At 44.4% G+C, this 19428-nt stretch carries 20 protein-coding genes; 13 read left to right on the top strand and 7 right to left on the bottom strand.

Going from position 1 to position 19428, the window contains the following annotated elements; genetic code table 11:
* The 3 genes from der to F6K51_RS29755 all read left to right on the top strand — a co-directional run.
* A partial coding sequence (der, locus tag F6K51_RS29765; RefSeq protein ID WP_293027102.1) for a ribosome biogenesis GTPase Der occupies positions 1 to 1099 on the top strand: 1099 nt, incomplete at its 5' end.
* 45 nt (positions 1100 to 1144) lie between these two features.
* Positions 1145 to 2044: an energy-coupling factor transporter transmembrane protein EcfT gene (locus F6K51_RS29760; RefSeq protein WP_293027099.1), complete on the top strand. Its 900-nt coding sequence runs from the start codon at positions 1145 to 1147 to the stop codon at positions 2042 to 2044.
* A 106-nt stretch (positions 2045 to 2150) separates the two neighbouring features.
* Positions 2151 to 3398: an S-layer homology domain-containing protein gene (locus F6K51_RS29755; RefSeq protein ID WP_293027096.1), complete on the top strand. Its 1248-nt coding sequence runs from the start codon at positions 2151 to 2153 to the stop codon at positions 3396 to 3398.
* A gap of 317 nt (positions 3399 to 3715) precedes the next feature.
* Here F6K51_RS29755 and F6K51_RS29750 read toward each other — a convergent pair whose 3' ends face one another.
* Positions 3716 to 4219 carry a hypothetical protein gene (locus F6K51_RS29750; RefSeq protein WP_293027093.1) on the bottom strand — a complete coding sequence of 168 codons (504 nt, stop codon included), beginning with the start codon at positions 4217 to 4219 and terminating at the stop codon, positions 3716 to 3718.
* Positions 4220 to 4444: 225 nt separating this feature from the next.
* Here F6K51_RS29750 and F6K51_RS29745 point away from each other — a divergent pair, with 225 nt between their 5' ends.
* From F6K51_RS29745 to F6K51_RS29725, 5 genes are all read left to right on the top strand, one after another.
* Positions 4445 to 5074, top strand: coding sequence for a L,D-transpeptidase (locus F6K51_RS29745; RefSeq protein ID WP_293027090.1), 630 nt, complete (start codon positions 4445 to 4447; stop codon positions 5072 to 5074).
* 560 nt (positions 5075 to 5634) lie between these two features.
* The gene (locus F6K51_RS29740; protein ID WP_293027087.1) at positions 5635 to 6516 is read left to right on the top strand and encodes a hypothetical protein; all 882 of its coding nucleotides are present in this window, start codon (positions 5635 to 5637) and stop codon (positions 6514 to 6516) included.
* 98 nt (positions 6517 to 6614) lie between these two features.
* Positions 6615 to 7715 carry a DUF1565 domain-containing protein gene (locus F6K51_RS29735; protein WP_293027108.1) on the top strand — a complete coding sequence of 367 codons (1101 nt, stop codon included), beginning with the start codon at positions 6615 to 6617 and terminating at the stop codon, positions 7713 to 7715.
* A gap of 125 nt (positions 7716 to 7840) precedes the next feature.
* Positions 7841 to 8719 carry a hypothetical protein gene (locus F6K51_RS29730; protein ID WP_293027084.1) on the top strand — a complete coding sequence of 293 codons (879 nt, stop codon included), beginning with the start codon at positions 7841 to 7843 and terminating at the stop codon, positions 8717 to 8719.
* A 353-nt stretch (positions 8720 to 9072) separates the two neighbouring features.
* Entirely contained in the window at positions 9073 to 9225 is a 153-nt protein-coding gene (locus tag F6K51_RS29725; protein ID WP_293027081.1) for a hypothetical protein, read from the top strand.
* A gap of 47 nt (positions 9226 to 9272) precedes the next feature.
* Here F6K51_RS29725 and F6K51_RS29720 read toward each other — a convergent pair whose 3' ends face one another.
* A complete protein-coding gene (locus F6K51_RS29720; protein WP_293027078.1) occupies positions 9273 to 9647 on the bottom strand; it encodes a transposase in 375 nt (124 codons plus the stop codon).
* 499 nt (positions 9648 to 10146) lie between these two features.
* Here F6K51_RS29720 and F6K51_RS29715 point away from each other — a divergent pair, with 499 nt between their 5' ends.
* On the top strand, positions 10147 to 11328 hold the full coding sequence (locus tag F6K51_RS29715) for an aldo/keto reductase (protein ID WP_293027105.1): 1182 nt from the start codon (positions 10147 to 10149) through the stop codon (positions 11326 to 11328).
* Between the two features lie 20 nt (positions 11329 to 11348).
* Here F6K51_RS29715 and F6K51_RS29710 read toward each other — a convergent pair whose 3' ends face one another.
* Positions 11349 to 11897, bottom strand: coding sequence for a shikimate kinase (locus F6K51_RS29710; RefSeq protein ID WP_293027075.1), 549 nt, complete (start codon positions 11895 to 11897; stop codon positions 11349 to 11351).
* Between the two features lie 144 nt (positions 11898 to 12041).
* Between F6K51_RS29710 and F6K51_RS29705 the strand changes: the two genes are divergently transcribed.
* Both F6K51_RS29705 and F6K51_RS29700 read left to right on the top strand, forming a co-directional pair.
* Positions 12042 to 12356, top strand: a complete 315-nt coding sequence (locus tag F6K51_RS29705; protein ID WP_293027072.1) for a hypothetical protein — start codon at positions 12042 to 12044, stop codon at positions 12354 to 12356.
* Positions 12357 to 12565: 209 nt separating this feature from the next.
* A complete protein-coding gene (locus F6K51_RS29700; RefSeq protein WP_293027068.1) occupies positions 12566 to 12766 on the top strand; it encodes a hypothetical protein in 201 nt (66 codons plus the stop codon).
* Between the two features lie 604 nt (positions 12767 to 13370).
* Here F6K51_RS29700 and F6K51_RS29695 read toward each other — a convergent pair.
* The 4 genes from F6K51_RS29695 to F6K51_RS29680 all read right to left on the bottom strand — a co-directional run bounded on the left by F6K51_RS29695 (position 13371) and on the right by F6K51_RS29680 (position 17524).
* Positions 13371 to 14021 (bottom strand): hypothetical protein, encoded by a 651-nt coding sequence (locus F6K51_RS29695; RefSeq protein WP_293027065.1) that lies wholly within the window; start codon positions 14019 to 14021, stop codon positions 13371 to 13373.
* Between the two features lie 209 nt (positions 14022 to 14230).
* Positions 14231 to 14857 (bottom strand): flavin prenyltransferase UbiX, encoded by a 627-nt coding sequence (locus F6K51_RS29690; RefSeq protein ID WP_293027061.1) that lies wholly within the window; start codon positions 14855 to 14857, stop codon positions 14231 to 14233.
* 231 nt (positions 14858 to 15088) lie between these two features.
* The gene (locus F6K51_RS29685) at positions 15089 to 17338 is read right to left on the bottom strand and encodes a ribonuclease R family protein (RefSeq protein ID WP_293027057.1); all 2250 of its coding nucleotides are present in this window, start codon (positions 17336 to 17338) and stop codon (positions 15089 to 15091) included.
* Between the two features lie 60 nt (positions 17339 to 17398).
* Positions 17399 to 17524: a hypothetical protein gene (locus tag F6K51_RS29680; protein WP_293027053.1), complete on the bottom strand. Its 126-nt coding sequence runs from the start codon at positions 17522 to 17524 to the stop codon at positions 17399 to 17401.
* Between the two features lie 469 nt (positions 17525 to 17993).
* Here F6K51_RS29680 and F6K51_RS29675 point away from each other — a divergent pair, with 469 nt between their 5' ends.
* Positions 17994 to 18218: a hypothetical protein gene (locus tag F6K51_RS29675; RefSeq protein WP_293027050.1), complete on the top strand. Its 225-nt coding sequence runs from the start codon at positions 17994 to 17996 to the stop codon at positions 18216 to 18218.
* 292 nt (positions 18219 to 18510) lie between these two features.
* Positions 18511 to 19320 carry a hypothetical protein gene (locus tag F6K51_RS29670; RefSeq protein WP_293027047.1) on the top strand — a complete coding sequence of 270 codons (810 nt, stop codon included), beginning with the start codon at positions 18511 to 18513 and terminating at the stop codon, positions 19318 to 19320.
* The last annotated feature ends 108 nt before the right edge of the window (positions 19321 to 19428 follow it).

Genomic DNA, 19428 nt, shown 5'->3' with positions numbered 1-19428 from the left:
AGCTGGAGATGAAGCGATCGCGCAATGGTTACGTATACAAAATACCCCAGTTGTGCTAGCTGTCAATAAATGTGAATCGCCCCAGCAAGGAATTATTCTAGCCTCCCAGTTTTGGGAACTGAATTTAGGAGAACCCTTCCCGGTCTCAGCAATTCATGGCAATGGTACAGGAGAATTACTAGAGAAGCTGGTTACCTACCTGCCCAATGTAGACACTATCCCAGAAATCCCAGAGATTAAAGTTGCTATTGTCGGACGCCCCAATGTCGGAAAATCCAGCTTATTGAATACCCTCACTGGGGAGAATCGCTCGATTGTCAGTCCAATTTCTGGCACCACTCGTGACGCCATTGATATGGTAGTACAACGGTCAGCAGATCCAGAAAAGGGTACTGATGCCCAAACCTATCGCTTGATTGACACCGCTGGCATTCGCAAAAAGAAAAACGTTACTTACGGACCGGAATTTTTTGGTATTAATCGTGCCTTCAAAGCTATTCGCCGCTCAGATGTAGTGCTACTGGTGATTGATGCTATAGATGGGGTGACAGAGCAAGACCAAAAACTGGCAGGACGTATTGCGGATGAAGGACGTGCTGCGATAATTGTAGTCAATAAGTGGGATGCTATCGAAAAAGATTCCTACACTATCTATGAATACGAAAAACTGGTTAAAGACCGACTGAGTTTTATCGAGTGGGCTGAAATCATCTTTGTCAGTGCCCTAACAGGCAAGCGGGTCGAAACAATTTTGGATTTAGTTGATACCGCTGCCAATCAACATGGACGTCGTGTCTCTACCTCTGTGATTAATGAAGTCCTACAAGAAGCCGTTAGCTGGTACACTCCTCCCACCAATCGCCAAGGGCGTCAGGGCAAAATCTACTACGGTACCCAGGTAAAAACTAAACCCCCCACGATTGCCCTGTTTGTCAACGACCCCAAACGCTTCAAAGAGAACTACCGTCGCTACATAGAGCGTCAGTTCCGCCAACAATTAGATTTCACTGGTACACCAGTACGATTACTGTGGCGAGGCAAAAAAGTCCGTGATGGAGAAGAAGCTCAAATCAACCTCAATCGAGCTACCCGCGTGTGACAACTGACCCCCTCGACTACTACCCACTCAGCACTCACCACTAACATGGACTTATTGCGATCGCTTCCTATCGGACTATACTTGGAACAACCAGTCACCTGGATGCATCACCTCGACTCCAGGGTAAAGATGTTTTGGTTGACCAGTTTTCTGATCGCACCCCTGTTGGCAAATCCCTACTGTCGGCTCGGGCTATCCTCCTTACTGATTCTAATCACCTTATCAGCTAGGATTCCCTGGCGGGTGTGGCGTCAGCAAATGGGTTGGTTGTTGATGCTAGCATGTTTTGTCTTCCTGATCACTACGATCGCTCCAGATGGTATGGCCATTGACCATCAAGTCAGACTACCTCCAGAACCTCAAGAGCACACCCAACTTCAAACTAGTGACTACCGTTATGTCATCTGGAGTGGTAAAGCGTTTACTATGATTAGTCTTACTATTACTCGTCGCTCAATAGATTTAGCGGTCCGGATCAGCACAACTCTATTTATCCTAGTTTACAGTTCCAGTCTCTTTCTGCTTACCACAGCACCAGAAGAAATTACCGCAGGTTTAGAAAGCTTAATCAAACCCTTACGGCGTTTCAATGTTCCGGTTACCGAAATTCTGCTCACCTTAACCCTTTCCTTGCGCTTTATCCCCCTAGTGCTCGAAGAAGTACAGAATTTAGGTCGTTCCATACGCACTCGTGCTATCAACTGGAAAAAACTCGGTCTGAGCCGAAGCTTACAAGTTTGGTTAATGGTTGCGGAAAAGCTTCTGGAAAATCTGCTGTTACGGGCTGAGCAAATTGCTAGTGCTATGACTGTCAGGGGCTTTACTAGTCCCAATGAGCATCAAGTGGAGTGGCATCAACTGCGTTTACGCTGGTGTGATTGGTTAGCACTGGCAAGTTTACTAGTATTTTGGGGAGTAAGATTAACCTGGGGTTGGAAAATTTGAATCTTTTGTGAAAAACATAGCTATGGTTTAATCTAGGTAAATTCAAGCAATCCCTGCCCTTTAAAGTCAGGGACAGCAGTCAAAAGATTTGTATCTCAGCCATCCTATGACAAATCAATCACCGTCCGAGCGGACATCACCCCCAACAGCTCCTCAGCCAAGCCGCAAACCAATTCTAGACCTTGATGAATTACTGGCAATTATCGTAGCCTTCGCCACTATTGGTCTAATTCTGTTTTGGGGCACTAGGGGCAACCGGGGAAAATTTAGCTTCAAATCCCTTGAGTCTCCCTTTGCATCATCTGAGTCAACAGAGTCAACGGGAGAACTATCACTATTCCCAAGCCTTAAATCAATCACGGGTGGGGGTAATTCATCATTTGCGCGCTCCTCATCCTCCAAATCAAGAACGAGTTCTTGGTTCAGGGGATATTCAGTTGATCCAGCCACGGGTTTAATGCTCGGGTCAGCTCAAGGTAACTCACCAGAGGAGTCAGAAACTAGTCCATTCCTAGGGCTATTCTCATCAGGGTACTCATCCACAGGATATCGCGACCGCACCATGGCCAAGGGCAAAGCCGGATCAGATGGTAATACTGACGGTAGCACAGGTCCTGACCAAGCCAGATCAGATGGTAATACTGACGGTAGCACAGGTCCTGACCAAGCCAGATCAGATGGTAATACTGACGGTAGCACAGGTCCTGACCAAGCCCAATCCTCATCACAAACTATCCCTATAGATGTTAGCGATTTCCGCTCCATTCAACCAGCAGAGATTCCTAAAAATCATTGGGCAAGTCCTTTCATGAGACCTCTAGCCAAGGACAAAGTATTAATTAACTTACCTGATCAGGAATTTCTACCGGACAGACAGGTAACACGGGGAGAGTTAGCTGCTCAAATTCAAAAAGCGTTTCAAGAGCAGAAGAAGCGACAACGAGTAAATTATAAGGATAAACCTACTGATCAATCAGCATCTAAAGCAATTGATGAAGCTACCGAAACCGGCTTCATGTCAGGATATCCCGGACAGGAGTTCCGTCCTGAGCAAAAAGTTCCTCGTGTACAGGTTTTAGTTAGCCTGATTAGCGGTCTTGATCTTCAACCTTCATCCAATCCAGCCGAAACGTTAAAGATTTACCGAGATCAGGATGACATTCCTGAGTGGGCGATTGAGAAAGTAGCAGCAGCAACAGAAGCGGGTATAGTTGTTAACTACAGTGAAAAAACTATGCTCAGACCAAATCAGCCTGCTACTCATGCTGAGATGGTTTCTATGCTTTATCAGGCTTTGGTCACATCAGGTAAGGCTCAAGGGGTTTCCTCTCCATATATTGTAGCTCCGAAATAGAATTATCGGATTACAGATCAGGTAATGATCAGCCCATTTTAATCGACGTTATTGATTAGCCCGGAGTTAACACTCCGGGCAATATTTTTTATGGGAATAGAGGGAGAAGGGAGCAGGAAGCAGGGAGCAGGGAGCAGGGAAAAGAGGACTGGAAAAAAATCCTGTTTACCTCATTACTATGACAAACCCTTGTTAAGCATCAAGGCAACCGTTAACTATCAACCATTGTGTTAATGCAGTCGTTCATGGTTTGAGTTCTGTATGCGATCGCATCTTGTCAGCCCCCTGGAAATCCCCACAGGTAGGCGCACCCGTTGCTACCACAGTGCTCTGACAGGTAGCCCAATTGGGGTTCGAGGAGGAGTTGTCACTGTTGGCTGTACAGGAGTGGAAATGACAGTTCTCCGAATACGGTTCATCCGTTCGATACGCCTCTGTTGGAGAGACTCTAACACCTCGGTAACACTACTGGTAACCCTCCGAGTCTCTGAACTCGCCAAATCACTTGAACTAACAACATTAAGGATACGATTCCCAGCCATCAAGACTTCCTTACCTTCTGTCAAATGCAATTGCCTGAGCTTGGAAGTCGGTAGCCAAACAGTTTGGCTGTCACCGTTGTCAAGCTTAACCTTTACCATATTGCCAACGATACTCTTGATAGTACCTTTGTCAAGCTCTTGCCCCCGATCTTGTTTGAGGATCCGGTTTTGGGCGTGTTCACCCATTGGGTTAGCCTGAGCGGGAGCCATAGCAAGGGTACACAGCAGCAGTGACAAAGTAGTCCCTGTCCATACATTCAAGTTTTTAATTTTTATCATCAACTTAATTGATATTTCTGTTACTCGAAGAATTTAAAATTAACGGATCTACTGTAAAATCTACTGAAAGAATAGATTATTTCCGGAATAGTTTATCAGTCTATTTACTAAGATTGTTTTCTCCAAACCTCACTCATGGCCTGGGGTTAACGTTTTTGCTAATGTTGCTTTTCAAGTATATTAAAGTGATGTTATAAAGTTGTTGTAAATAAAAAAAAATTAGTAATGGTGAGAGGTAAATTGCTATCTCGGAGCTTAATGCTACTCTGCTTGAGTATAGTAATTCCAATACTTCATGAGCAACAGCAGGTAGCTGCCTCTGAAAAAACCAGTAGTCCTGACGCTACTACCAAAGAGGTTTTACATCAAAATCAATTGCCTGGAATTGAAGCCCCAAAATTGCCACTTCTTGGAGACCTGGATCTATATCTTCCTCTAGAAGAAGACATCCCAGCAGAGGCTACTCAAATTACTCGTTTGGTGATTAAATTGAGTGAACGTCGTGTTTATGTCTATCAAGCGGCTCAAGTACTAAACACTTACCCCATTGCCATTGGTAAAGCGGGTTGGGAAACACCAACAGGCAATTTTGAAGTGCTCCAAAAGCTTCAGTATCCAGCTTGGGAGCATCCTTGGACAGGTGAAGTAATTCCTCCAGGGCCGAATAATCCCCTTGGCGATCGCTGGATTGGTTTTTGGACTAATGGGAAGAATTATATTGGATTTCATGGAACAACTGCTGAGGAACTCGTCGGACAAGCTGTTTCTCACGGTTGCATCCGAATGCTCAATAAAGATGTCCGAGATTTATTTGAAAAGGTGGCTATAGGAACACCGGTAATCGTAAAGCCTTGACATCCTCTGCCGGAATAGGTTAATCCCCATAAGATCAAGTCAGGTTGAATACCCATAATTAGAGCGAGGGTGGGAAGTTTGGGAAGTGTGGGAAGTGTGGGGAGATGGGGAGATGCGGGAGATTTTTATTAAGGGTAATTATCCCGACATGATATAATTAGAGAGTTGAGCCCCTAGCTCTTCATAATTATTAATTTTTAAGATAGCGATTAGTTAAATAGAACCCACGCTTAGCGCACTCCCAATTGATTTGCGCTCAACTAACCAATGGTCAAATTATTGCCCCTCTTCCCCGACTTCTGGTCTGTTGCTCCACTTCCGGTCTTGGAGAGTTTCACAACTAAAATCGGATTGTTATAGTTATGATGGTGTAGGTTAAACTAACCGAAAACTATCTAGAGAAACTATCTAGAGAAAATATTAAGGTCAGCACCCCGCTGTTGCCTAGACAGGGCTTCAAGCCTTCGAGGCTAGGTAGCAGGGTGAAAACCGCACTTGACGTTCGTGTTTCCGACCTGGCCCCCCATAAACGGGGTGTCCAAACTTCAAACTTGTTTTTTATGAGTAAATCAATAATTGAGTTAGTTGATGAACTGTCAACCGATAGCCTAACTGTAAAAATCCTGAACGCACTGGATTTTGTGATCCCAGGGGAGTGGGAAAACCTAGTGGGGTTTAACCATACCATTCGCAAGCTAACTGGGGAAGAGGATTACGAGGTGATTACGAAAATTCGCGATCGCGCCCTCGCCATCTACGAAGACCCCAATGAGGGATACCAAAAAGCCGTTGGGATTTATCAAAAGTTTGACAGAACTGACAAAGCGATCGCAGCAGCGGCAATAGCCGACAAAGTCGGGGATACCTTTAGGTGGATCCCGTTTTTAGAGAAACTGACTCCCAAAGCTGACAAGCTGCAAGGGGTTGACTTGGGTCTGAAATTGGTGGGGGAACTACTTGCCCATAGCAAAATTCACAAGGTTGGCTTGAATCCCTTCGAGTTTGCCAGTTCTATCCGGGAAAACTATGATCAAGCTGCTCTGATGCGGATGGTAGCTTTAGTTTGTATTGATGGGGTAATCCCTCTTGGTGCAGACTTCGTGTCTAAAGTACGAAATACCCTTGAAGAAGGAGATCAATCATCCTTTTCCAACAATGATGAGTTTGAAGCCATCAGGGACTCAATCCCAGATGGCGATAAACAGGGATTCATTACTCAAACCTTTGATGCAGTTGGTGGCTGGATGGATAATCTAGTATCCTCTGTTGGATTAAGCCGTGATTCACTGTCCGACAGTCTCGGGGGTTTTGTAGAAATTGCCGATGACAAGTTAGACTATGTGGCGGCATTTCTAGACGCTAGCACTAACTACTATGAGCATACTGGTATTCAAACCGTTGCGCGTCATTTAATTCTTCGTGCTGCTGAAGAAATTGACTAGCCTAGAGTGAACTACTATAGCGTTTTTCATAGTGATGAAAAACGCTATAATACACTAATAAAATTTTGCTCTCATCGAGTTAAGTACTAACCTTGACAATGCTGCAATACAAAGTTGATAAGCTGACTGAATCCCCTAACTTTGTATTAGTTGCTGCTGGATTAATAATGGCTTTAGCGGTAACAGGCTGTGAGCAATGGGATTCATCTGGCAGGATAAGTAGACCAACACCAGACAATTTTCCTACTCGTACCTTACCGAGATCGAACCCTAGCCAGTCGCCGCCAGCGATAAAGCAAGTTTTGTATGTGGATTCTCAACAAGGTACAGATAGCGAAAACGCTGGTCTAACCACTGCTAATCCCTTCAAAACTATTACCTATGCCTTAAAGCAAGCTCGTCCCTTAGCTACTATCCACCTAGCTCCAGGTCAGTACACCGTTGAACAGGGAGAAACCTTTCCCCTTAAACTCAAACCTGGCATGATTCTCCAGGGAAACAAGTCCGCTAGAGGTGAAGGAGTAGTGATAATTGGTGGCGGTCTTTACCTCAGTCGCACTTGGGCAGGTCAGAATGTGACGATATTGGCAGCTCAAGATACTCAGATTCTGGGACTAACTATTACTAATCCTAATACCAGAGGGAGTGGTGTGTGGGTAGAATCCACCAATCCCATCATTCGTAACAATACCTTTATCAATAGCGATCGCGAAGGAGTGTTTGTTAGTGGTAAAGGAAATCCTCTGATTGAAAATAACCGTTTTGCCAATAACCAAGGAAACGGTATCTCTGTAACTCGGGAAGCAACAGGAGAAATCCGGGGTAATATTATTGAGCAAACCGGTCATGGTTTGGCGATAGGGGGCAACAGTTCACCCTTGGTAGTAAATAATCAGATTCGTGACAACATTGACGGGGTAGTGATTGAAGGGTCTGCACGTCCTGTGCTGCGCGAGAACCAAATTATCAACAATAGTAGGGATGGCTTGGTAGCGATTAGCCAATCTCAGCCAGATTTAGGCACTGCTAGTACTCCTGGAAATAACCTTTTTGAAGGCAATGAACGTTATGACATTTATAATGTTACTGGCAAAAAGCTATTAGTAATTGGTAATCAGCTCAAGGGGGATGGGGTTGCTGCACTGCTAGAAGCTCAACCAAGTTCTCCTGAATTTCCTGAAGACTTTGACGTTAATTAGTATTGCTCAGTATGCTACCTAAGCAAAGCTGATAGCTTACAGATTTTTTTCATGATTCCTTCACAATTGACATTTAAAATTGTGTATGTTTTCGTGAGAGAAGTTTATAATTAAAACAACTGAAAATGGGTCAATCAATTATTGAATTAGTTGACGAACTTCCAACGGATAATATAACCGTAACAGTACTGAATGTCCTGGATTTTGTTGTTCCGGGGGAATGGGAAAATCTCGTCGGTTTTCACAATACAATTAGCGCAGTTACAGGGGAAACAGATCAAGATGTGATTGAGTCAATTAGTGCCCGCGCACTTGAGCTGTACGAAGACCCTGATCAGGGATACCAAACAGCTATCTGGATTTACCAAACTCTTGACAATACTGACACAGCGATCGCAGCAGCAGCTTTAGCTGACAAAGTCGGGGATACTTTGAGTTGGATCCCATTCTTAGACAAACTGACTCCCAAAGCTGACACCGTTCAATCTTTTGATTTGAGTATAAAACTGGTCGGAGAACTGATCGCTCATAGCAAGATTCACGGCCTTGGCTTTAATCCGGTAGATTTTGCTGCTTCTGTGACAGAAAACTATCATAAGGAAGCTCTGATGCGGATGGTAGCCTTAGTTTGCATCGATGGTCTAATTCCTCTGGGTGCTGACTTCATCTCTAAAGTCCGAAATAGCTTGGAAGAAGGAGGGAAGTCCGCTCTAGAAGATAATCCTGCCTTTGAAGCCCTCAGTGACTCAATTCCTGAATCCGATAAACAGGGATTTATCAGTAACACCTTTGATGAAGTTGGTGACTGGATGAATAATTTAATTTCCTCTACTGGGTTAAGCCCTGAGTCACTGTTTGAGCGTCTGGGTGGCTTCATAGAAGTTGCTGATGACAAGTTAGACTATGTAGCGGCATTTCTAGACGCTAGCACTAATTGTTATGAGCATACTGGGATTCAAACTGTTGCTCGTCATCTGATTCAGCGGGCAGCTCAAGATATTTGAGATTAAGTCTGGTTAATCACTTATCAAATAGTCCCTAAATTTTGGGTAAGCAGTCAGCTATCAGCTATCAGCTATCAGCTAATGGCCTACATATGGTGCTACAGATGGTGCTACAGATGGTGCTATCAGCTATCAGCTGACGGCTGCATGCTTACTACCGAGACTTTGAATTCGATAAAATCTCGAACTATTAAGTGCGACCCGTGGCAAATTTAATTCTTAATGGGTCAAGCGCACCTTTAAATTCTCCCAAATGAGGTTTATTTTAAGCTGACCGCTGACTGCTGACCGCTTACAATTTTGGTAATTGGGATGAGGTAATGGGGTATCATTAATCTGATTACTATTCCCCATTGCCCCAGTACCCATTATCCATGAAATATAGCGCTACGCCCAAGTCAGAAGTCAGAAGTCAGAAGTCAGAAGTCAGAAGTCAGAAGTCAGAAGTCAGAAGTCAGAAGTCAGCTATGACTGAGTTTCGGAGTTTAGGAATGTCAAACATCTGAATGCGTAGTGCTATATAAAGATTATTTTTGAATTTATTTGTGCCTATTTATTTTTGTTTGTGGCGTCTATGGTTTCTTTTACGGGTTAAATTCAAACGTTTAATCATTCTATCGACTGTGGAACGACCAATTAAAACTCCCGTTTCTTCGGCTAACCAAATCCGGAGTTCATCTAAGGTAGCATCATTGTTTTTGATGACAAGATCTCGTAGAATATCTAATTGCTCTGGGGTAAGTTTGATCGGAGTTTGTTTAGTTCGAACTTTGGGAGCAATATTTCCGGTTTCTCGATACTGTTTGAGTAATTTTTGAACAAAGCTTAAGGCAACATTAAACTGTTGAGCAAGCTTACGTTGAGAGATATTGCCTTGATTATAAGCATCAATAATTTTTTGTCTAAGATCAACAGAGTAGGCTTTCATGGTTCTTGAGCAGAATTATCTGAGGTATCCTTATTGTACCTTACCAGCTTGGTAAACGCTAGATCCGATTGCCTTAACATTCGAGGCTGGTAAGCATTCAGCCGTCAGCTTAATGCTGTCAGCTTTTGAATCAGCGATGCAGCAAGGGAACAGGGGAGGTCACGTTACCTGAACTTGCTAATGGTGCTTGAGATGACCGTGAGCCAGTGCCGACCTGTGGGGGTTCCCCCTATTAGCAACTGGCGTGGTTTCCACGGGGCAAACAGCGGTGCGGACGCAGGTGACCCACACAGACCCAAAACCACTCGCTATTGGATCAAGACAACAGGTAAGCATTCGAATAATGCTGAGTTACGGAATGCTGACGGCTGAATGCTGATGGCTGAATGCTGATGGCTGAATACTGACGGCTGAATGCTGACGTTGTAAAGTAATGTAAAGGTAGTTAGATGGACAAAGAGCAGACACTAGCAGCTGGGTGATTCAAAGCACGTTTATGATGCAATATCGAAGATTTGGGCGTACAGAGTTACAGATGCCAGTCTTTTCCTGTGGTGGTATGCGATACCAGTTCAAGTGGCAGGATGTTCCCAAGGAGCAAATTCCCCGAGATCATCAACAGAATGTCGAAGCAACAATCCGCCGTTCTCTAGAGCTTGGCATTCATCACATAGAAACTGCTCGTGGCTATGGTACTTCTGAGATGCAATTAGGAGAGATTTTGCCCAAATTTACCCGAGAACAACTGATTGTTCAGACTAAAGTTACTCCTAAGCCTGACCCCAAAGAGTTTCGTCGTAAGTTTAATCAATCCCTCGCTTTCCTACAACTTGACTATGTTGACCTACTGGGAATCCATGGGATTAATACCCCTGAGTTGCTAGATGATACTATCCGTCCCGGTGGTTATTTAGATGTGGCGCGACAGCTTCAAGCAGAGGGTAAGGTACGGTTTATTGGCTTCTCCACCCATGGTCCTACAGATGTAATTGTTAACACCATTGAAACCGACCAGTTTGACTACGTTAACCTGCACTGGTATTACATTAATCAGTTAAATTGGCCTGCTATTGAAGCCGCTACTCGTCACGATATGGGGGTGTTCATCATTAGCCCTTCCGATAAAGGGGGTATGCTCTATAAACCACCACAACGGTTAGTGGAACTTTGTGCTCCCCTTAGCCCAATGGTGTTTAATGATTTGTTTTGTTTGAGCCATCCCCAGGTCCATACCTTGAGTCTAGGCGCATCTCGACCATCAGATTTTGATGAACACCTCAAAGCTGTAGAACTTCTGGAGCACTCAGAGGAAATATTACCACCGATTTTAGAGCGTTTGGAGTCAGAAGCGATCGCAAAATTGGGAGAAGACTGGTTCCGAAGTTGGCACATTGGTTTACCCACCCATTCAGAAACCCCAGGCGGTATAAATATTCCAGTGATTTTGTGGTTGAGGAATTTAGCGATCGCGTACGATCTGGTTGAGTATGCAAAAATGCGCTACAACCTTTTAACTAATGCGGGTCACTGGTTTCCTGGGGCCCAAGCCAATCAGGTCAGAGAATTAGACCTGACGGAATGTTTGCGTAAAAGTCCTCATGCTGATCTAATACCAGCTTTTCTGGAAGATGCCCATAACTTATTAGGGGGTAAACCAGTCAAACGCCTATCCCAACAATAATGAATGGCTCTAAAACGACCCTAATTTTTTTGTGTAGATTTTTTAAGAACTTTCGGAATCTCTGTAATAACTCGTGAAGCCACCTCTGGTGCAGTCTGCCCAGATTGTTGACAGATGTGAAGGTCAGCTAATTCATAAAGACTCCGTCTTTGGTCAAGAATTTTCTGCAATTCTAAAGCAGGATCAGGTTTCTGTAATAAGGGGCGAGTGGTATCCTCTTGCAAGCGTTCGATTAACATTGCCACAGGCACATCCAACCAGACCACCAGACCATAATGCAGATAACTCCAATTCTGGGGTTTAATTACAATACCGCCTCCTGTAGCAACAATCAATTGCTGATAAGCCGATAGTTCCGAGAGTACCTGAGTCTCCAGCTGTCGAAAGACTTCTTCACCGTCGTCAGCAAATATTTGGTTAATCGTTTTACCTGCAATTTGCTCAATCAGGGCATCTGTATCACAAAAACCATAGCCTAGCTCACTAGCTAGTAAACCTCCAACAGTAGTTTTGCCAGCGCCCATCATGCCAATCAGAAAAACATTGATGCCCTTCAACAAGTCATTCACGCATGCCCTCTCCAGTTTAATCAGTGATTACCCTTAGTTCACTTAATAAACCGTACCACTATAGGGTTCCCACTGGGAGACAGCCTTTCACATTTATGTTATTATCCACAATAGCTTCATCTAAACTTCATCCCAAAAAAATCGATGTACCGTGGTTTTGGGGAGCCAGTGAGGCCAAAGGGGGTAACCACTGGGCCTGACTTTGGTGCTTCGGTAAGCCTTAGCACACAGCCTCTCCCTATGAGCAACTGCCGTGGTTTTGCTCATCTGCGACTGCATCAAGACAACGGGAACGTGGAAACCGTCATAATTCATGTGGCTATGTGGCGGAGGAAGCAAGACAAGGCGGTTAAAACCGCCATCATTAGAAAAATAGCCAGAAACTTAGGCTTAGACCTAAGCCGACTGGGTAAGCGGTGTTTGACCACCGTAAGACTGGTCAGGCTCTGGACTGAATAAAAGTCCAAGCTTGGCACGAGGGTAAAATAATCCTCAATTTTTTAGACCAGGGAGACTCAAATATGTATAAAGCATAGTTTCTAATCCCTGGCGCTCAACTACCTGATGAAGCAGCTGATTTCGGTGTTTCACAAAACTATCAACTAGTGGAACCGATCTACTGGTTTTCACTAGTGGTCACTCCATCTATAGTAGGGGTAACAAAGTAAATGTTGCTAATTCGTGACATTGTCAAACAAGCTCTCACCACCGGTTATCTTACCATAGAAGCCGAGGATAAATTACGCAGGATGCTTCATCAAAAACATAAAAAGTACGATTTGGCGGATCTGGATGCCTTTATGGTCTTACAAGAAGCCGCTATGACTGGTCGCGTGAGACAGCAATCTCGCGAACAAATGAACAATTAGCTTCATCCGCTCTTATGGCTCACAACGAACATGCGCAGCATAAGTGTCAGATGAATTGCGGACAGGGTTTATAATAGTTTATAATAGTAGGGAAAATAAATTAAGAGCTAACCGCCACCTACGTGCTTAAAAATAGAACTTATTGTATTGTTCCGGCGGGTCGGGGCATCCTGTGTCGTTAATAAAGTAACCCGTGTATCCGTTCGCAATAGCTGGAGTTGCTAAGAAGCACACACTGAACCGTACTTGTCAGTGTGGGAGTATGTTACCCAAATGGATAATTATTGAGTAACTATCTAACAGTGACAGCCAAGAAGTGACCTTTCACTGCCTTGGCTGCTATTGTTATGCTAGTCTTGAACTTCCCCATCCGTCGCCGGAATGGGGATTCTTAGGCACAACCTAATTGGCTGTTATCGACCTGGGCGTAACTTTCCCCCGCACGGTCGGTAGCTGGTAGGGTCAATACCCAGTTTTTTTTTGAGACCCTTATTTCTTATATTAACACCACACTGGGAAAATTAATCCCCGACCTAAGAGGACGGGGTATTCAATTCCGTCTCAAACTCTCTCCAACGAGCAAGAAAATCAACCGTCAGTAAGGTTATTCAAAGTCTTCATCATCCTCAAACCCCCAGTCCTCTTCATCCTCTTCAGGCTGCTTAGCTACTTTCTTGTAAGGTGGATTAATTACTCGATACTTGGCATCGTAAACTGTTTCGGATTTACCAACACCTGAATTACCAGGTTTGCGATAACTATAGGAATAAACAGAGCCACTTTGATCACTACTTTCGGGTTCTTCGCTCAGGTCATAGCTAGTGGGATCCCCTTTAGTGGTGTGTGAGGTCGAATCTTGCTTAACCCCTTGGCGACCTGATGAAACTCGATCTGAATTCTGATCTTCCTCAAACTCCCACTCTTGACTACTACTTTCTTCCCAATCCGAGCTTGTATCATCTTTTGACGTTTGTTTCGAGGCTGGACGCTCACGAGTTTTCTCCTGCCTCGTCTGGGTTTGATAACTTTCACGACGGCTATATTCAGAAAATAATGGCTCGTCGTCTGGTGGTTCAGAATTTCGACGAGAGTAACGCCAAGCCAGGTAATTGGGGAGTCGTAGGCTGATGCTAGTTAGAACTCCAGCTCCAATGGCACCAACAATCCACAAGGCTAGAGGTAGAGGTGGTGTCTTCATGCCGAGAAAGACTAACGGTAGCACTGGCAACCAATTATCAACAACAAACAGTGCCAATCCACCTATTACCAAACATAAGAATATAATAATCCTAAACATAAACCAAGGGATTGAAGGTTATAGGTTAAAGGTTGAGGGGTGATGAAGATTTATCAGCATATGTCCGGCTCAAGGCAGAAAACTCTGACGATTTAGCCTCCTACTACTCGGTCTTTTAACTCTGCCCTATTTTCCCCCATCTTTCCGATATCTTTATTTCCTACCTATCATAGTAGGGAATCATTACTTCTCCCCTGCCACCGTTTTAGGGGAATGCAGTCAATGTCTAACTGGTCTAAAGCACGAGCTACCACAAAATCCACCAAATCTTCGATGGTTTGAGGGTTATGGTACCAAGCGGGAATAGCTGGAACTATTCTAACTCCTGTTTCTGCTAATCTGGTCAGGTTACGCAGATGGATTAAACTAAAGGGTGTTTCCCGAGGTACGATTACTAGCTGACGCCCTTCTTTAATTTGAACATCTGCTGAACGCTCCAGCAGGTCAGTACTGAAGCCCGCAGCCATTTTCGCTACGGTATTCATACTACAGGGCATGATCACCATTCCTAAAGTACGGAAAGAACCACTAGCAATGCTGGCTCCCACATCCCCCCACCGATGACAAATGAGTTTGCCTCCCTGATCGACTGCCGCTTGCTGACGCCAGAATTGTTCTTGTAGATCGGGTTCTAGAGGCATGCGAATATTTTGCTCTGCCTGCCAAACCATATAGGTAGATTTCGATGCCACCAGCTCAATAGCATAGTCAGCCTCTAGTAAATACTTTAAAGCCCGTACAGCATAGATTAGCCCAGATGCACCGGTGACACCAAGAATTAAAGGAATTGTCATTAGTCAGTAGTCAAATCATGTCCGGTTTAATACTTATCATTGAATGGTGTTCGTCATTTGTTTATTAATTTTTAATTTAAAATTGTTAATTAACAAAAGGGAATTAACCCTATTATCATCAATACTATTATAAGTGATTAACTGGACTTAATATGATTTCATTGGTAGTGATTGGTTAGTGGTTAGTGGTTAGTTAACCTTCTAGTAACCTACTAACCAATCACTAATAATTTACTCCTCTAAATCTTCGTTACTAGCAAAACTACCGCCACTTACGGTGACCAGGTCAATTTGTTGACGGTAATAATCCACACTCTTGACTTGGACTTCGACGCGATCGCCTAAGCGATAGGCAGTGCGATTTTTGCGACCCACTAGGCAGGCGTGACGGGAGCGATACTCGTACCAGTCATCCTTGAGAGAGCTAACGTGAACTAATCCTTCTACTAACAAGTCTTCAATTTCGACAAAAAAGCCGTAGGATTGAACCCCAGTAATTAGACCGCTGAAGATATCTCCTGTACGCTCTTTCATTTGTTCAGCTTTCTTTAACCCCTGTAAATCCATCTCTGCATCCATGGTGATCTTTTCACGGTCATTGAGATGGGGAATTAATGTAGTTAACTGATTTTCTAACTCTTGGTGAATTTCTGGTGGTAAAACATTCCAGTTTATATTACCTTGACAGCTGCTATGATTGAGATTTACGCGGTCTTTGGAACGGGTAGAACGACGGTCTCTTCCTTTTTCAAATACCAAATGCAGTAACTGTTGTACCCATAAATCTCCATAGCGCCTCAGTGGTGATACTCCGTGAGTATACCCAGTATCCAATGCTAGACCAAAGTGGGATCCTGGTTTTGAACTATAACCTGTTGGTTTTAAGGTTGATAACAACAAATAGATCAATACTTTAGGTGCTATGGATTTGGAAAATAGCTGGGTAAAGCCCTGATAGTCTTGAGAGGTAATGGTTTCTTCTTTCTCAAGCTGCATATCTAGCTCTAGATTCATGCCCAACCTAATCAAATCCTGAAGCCCATCCCAATCCGGTAGCCCCTGGACACAGTAAATCCCTGGCAAACCTAGGGCTTGGATATGGGTAGCTATTGCTTGATTGGCTAAGATCACTAATTCCTTCAACAACGACTGCATTGGTACTGTTGAAGAAACCTCCAGAGCCCCCACTCTTCCTTCATCTTTATAGGGGTATGGAATCTGGGACAAATTTAGGTCAAAGGCACCCCGCTGCTTTCGTTGCGCCCTGACTGCTGGACTCAAGGTAAAAAACAGTTCCTTGAGTATGTCCACCACAGGTGCCAATTCTGAGTCAGCTTCCTCATGTCCCCCCAGAAGGGACTGAGCCTGCTCATAAGTGAGCTGGTAGTGTACCTGGATTATGGACGGTTGAATCTCATATTCTACTACCTTACCAGCTTCGTCTAGAGTGAGTAGTACCGACATGGTTAAGCGGTCTTGACCTGGTACTAGGGAACAAAGCTGGGCAACGGCTTCCGGTAGTAAAGGCAATATCAGATCGGACAGATAAACTGCTGTACCCCTTTTTCTGGCTTCATCAGCCAAGGGAGAGTCAGGGACAAAGTAAGCCACATCAGCAATATGTATCCCCAGTTGCCACTGATTTGCTTCGGTTTTTTCTAGAGTAAAGGCGTTTTCTACAATTACCTTCTCTGAGTTAGCTAGCTTATCTTCAATGGTAATGGTCAGAACTTTTCGCAAATCTAGGCGCTGGGTATAGTCTGATTTTTTCAGCTTTTTCGGTAAGTTATCAGCGGCTAGAAGTACCTCATCAGGGAAGTTAGAGCGTAAATCGTGCTTGCAACAGACAATGTCGGTGTCAGCCGCATCTTCTGCATCACTTCCTAAAATACGGGCAACTTTTCCCAGGGGAGGGTTTTGTCCGAGGGGGTAGCGTAGCACTTCTACATGAACCAGATGATCCACTGCTTTGTCTAAGGTTTCCTCATCCGGTTCAAGATCTAGTTCAAACAAGAGTCGGTCATCAAGGGGAAAGGCTCGGTAACCATTACCAATTTCCTTGACTCGCGCTAGCACTGAAGGATTTACCCGTTCGAGAATTAACCGCACTTCTCCTTCAGGAGAGCGGCGTCGGCTACCTTCTTTGGTAACTTTGACTAGGACGCGATCGCCATTCCAGGCAGTACTCAGATTGCTCTCCCGAATGTAAATATCATCGGCTCCCTCGACTTCTTGGATGGCGAAACAAAAGCCTTTACTGGAACAGCGCAGCTTGGCTTCCACCACATCTTCTTCATAAACACGCCGATACCTGCCGCGATCTTTGACCAGAATTCCTAATTTTTCCAGTGCATCCAGGGCAATCTGGAGTTTTTTGAGACCGTCTTTGTCTTGGCAACCAAGTTTTTTTTCTAAGACTTTGGGTGCCACTAGTTTATCATCGGTAAAATTAGAAAGTAATGTAGCGATTGAAAATTCCATCCAACAATCCTTTTCGTCTGATCGTGGTTTTTGCTTGTTGCCCTTAAGACTATGCGATCGCTAGGGTAGGACAGTCCCTGATGCGATCGGGTCATCGGCTGAACATTGAAAGGCAAGCCAGGTGTACACTTCCCCAACAGCAGAGAATAGTGCATCAGTATTCCCGGGTAGCTGAACTTGTTCCACCCCTTGTGTTTCTTTCCCAGGAAAGGGTATCCACTGATGGTTTGCCTAAACTGGTTAACCGACTCTGTTGTTTTTGTTCCGAAGCAAGACTAAGGTCAGGGTAACTTTTTAGGATAATGACTCACCTAACAAAGCTTGCGGGATTTTTGAGTCAGAGCTTGGTCAATAGCCAGTGATTCAAACGCCATGGCACCTTCTTTGAGTTACGGTTTGAGGCCCCCAGGACGATTGTTTCGTTGGCGAAGTTGTCATCAAACGGGTACTAATCAGGCAGTTATGTATAAGAAGCAACCGATTCCAAGAGCAAGAGTGAGAATGTCCAATGCCACCCAGTTTCTTTGGTTAGAACTCTTATGTTCAGACACTGCAATACTCGGAACCATTAAGCTTGCTGGTAACTTAGTCCCCTTGCTTTGCCGATGCTTTAGCCCCTGGGGCAAAAGAGAAGCTTAGCTTAGTCTGGTCAGCCTTGGAACTGTGTCCAAATTCCCCAGTTATATCTACTAGTCTACCTATTGGGCAACCGATTGGTCACGCTTACGCCCTAAATTCAGATTTGCTGAATCGTCATACTGACTTGCGTAGGCTAAAAGGCAACGGACTACATCAGGAGATAACAGCTCTTGTGGAACATAGTAGGTGTGGGCAACGAGGGGAACTTGGAGGTACCCGCCCTCTGATTTCCTGTTCCTAGAGCGCCTGGGAAAAAGAAACTTTGGTTTTGCTTGGCTGTGCTGCTCAACTGGATCAGGAACACCACTGAAATTCCTTTCTCCTACGTCTGTTGAAGACTTGAACTACAGAAGGATTTAGCGCCAGCTTACCAAAGATAGTTCTATTATATTATGTTTTATTGTACATCAACGGGAGTACGGAATCGGGAAGAAATGTTCCGGTGATCCGCAGATCAGCTGTTCCCTTTGCTACAGTTCTCGGGTCAAGCTATGCTATGATGTAATGCTTAGATTTGGGCAGGAAATGGTTTTATGTTTACTCAGTTCCGAGATCGTTATCCTCAAGGCAGCTTGATCAGCGATCTTTTAGCGATTGACCATGGTCAGTACATAGTACGTTGCTCCGTTAAAGTTGAGGATACCATTTTGGTCACTGGTCTAGCTGCTGCCCAAACCGTTGAATTAGCAGAAGATCAAGCCAGACTTAGAGCCTTAGCTGCTTTAGGCATGGATAGCACCAAAGGGATTGATCAAAACAAGGATAATCCCAGAGCAAAGCGTGAGGTAAATCTGCCGCTGCAACCATTGCCTCGCTATGATGTTGGCTCGACCTCAGCAAGTCAGGAACAGACTCAACCCAATCATCATTTTACTCAAGCTACTCGAACCGGTGACACCAGTAGTTACTCTTTCTCAGAGTCAAGAGCTAGAGAGGTTAGGGAAACCGCTGCCAATATCCCATCAGTAGAACCAGCAAGGAACTTTAGCAATGATTCCTTCTCAAGGGAAGTAGAAACCTCTGTGCCAGCTGACATCCCTAAGAAGAGGGAGCCAATTAGCTACCAGACCTCACAACCTGATCCTCCAGTCCAGTCATATTCTCAACATACCATGGAGACTAACACCAGTGACATGGGATCATCGAGTCTTCCGATTATTGACCATTCTGAAATCATTACTAAAACCAATGTAGAAATGAAGCGTCTGGGTTGGACAACTCAACAGGGGAAAGACTATCTTCTACAAACTTACGGTAAGCGATCGCGTCAGCTGCTCAGTGACGATGAGTTAATGTCTTTTCTGAGGTATCTAGAATCCCAACCAATACCTTCAGATTCGTAAGCTATTAGCTATAGGAAAGGGAATCGGGAATCGGGAATCGGGAATCGGAACCCACCCCTAACCCCTCCCAGGAGGGGAAGTCGGGTGACAGTTGATAGTTTGAGAGTG

The sequence above is a fragment of the Moorena sp. SIO3I8 genome, from assembly GCF_010692325.1.
GTDB lineage: Bacteria > Cyanobacteriota > Cyanobacteriia > Cyanobacteriales > Coleofasciculaceae > Moorena.
Note: the sequence above shows the minus strand (reverse complement) of the source record. Positions and strands in the feature narration are given on the sequence as shown.

Excerpts from the sequence above, each read along its gene's own strand:
- F6K51_RS29760 (WP_293027099.1), top strand. The coding sequence starts at position 1,145 with ATGGACTTATTGCGATCGCTTCCTATCGGACTATACTTGGAACAACCA.
- F6K51_RS29755 (WP_293027096.1), top strand. The coding sequence starts at position 2,151 with ATGACAAATCAATCACCGTCCGAGCGGACATCACCCCCAACAGCTCCT.
- F6K51_RS29750 (WP_293027093.1), bottom strand. The coding sequence starts at position 4,219 with ATGATAAAAATTAAAAACTTGAATGTATGGACAGGGACTACTTTGTCA.
- F6K51_RS29745 (WP_293027090.1), top strand. The coding sequence starts at position 4,445 with ATGGTGAGAGGTAAATTGCTATCTCGGAGCTTAATGCTACTCTGCTTG.
- F6K51_RS29740 (WP_293027087.1), top strand. The coding sequence starts at position 5,635 with ATGAGTAAATCAATAATTGAGTTAGTTGATGAACTGTCAACCGATAGC.
- F6K51_RS29735 (WP_293027108.1), top strand. The coding sequence starts at position 6,615 with ATGCTGCAATACAAAGTTGATAAGCTGACTGAATCCCCTAACTTTGTA.
- F6K51_RS29730 (WP_293027084.1), top strand. The coding sequence starts at position 7,841 with ATGGGTCAATCAATTATTGAATTAGTTGACGAACTTCCAACGGATAAT.
- F6K51_RS29720 (WP_293027078.1), bottom strand. The coding sequence starts at position 9,647 with ATGAAAGCCTACTCTGTTGATCTTAGACAAAAAATTATTGATGCTTAT.
- F6K51_RS29715 (WP_293027105.1), top strand. The coding sequence starts at position 10,147 with ATGCAATATCGAAGATTTGGGCGTACAGAGTTACAGATGCCAGTCTTT.
- F6K51_RS29705 (WP_293027072.1), top strand. The coding sequence starts at position 12,042 with ATGTACCGTGGTTTTGGGGAGCCAGTGAGGCCAAAGGGGGTAACCACT.
- F6K51_RS29700 (WP_293027068.1), top strand. The coding sequence starts at position 12,566 with ATGTTGCTAATTCGTGACATTGTCAAACAAGCTCTCACCACCGGTTAT.
- F6K51_RS29690 (WP_293027061.1), bottom strand. The coding sequence starts at position 14,857 with ATGACAATTCCTTTAATTCTTGGTGTCACCGGTGCATCTGGGCTAATC.
- F6K51_RS29685 (WP_293027057.1), bottom strand. The coding sequence starts at position 17,338 with ATGGAATTTTCAATCGCTACATTACTTTCTAATTTTACCGATGATAAA.
- F6K51_RS29670 (WP_293027047.1), top strand. The coding sequence starts at position 18,511 with ATGTTTACTCAGTTCCGAGATCGTTATCCTCAAGGCAGCTTGATCAGC.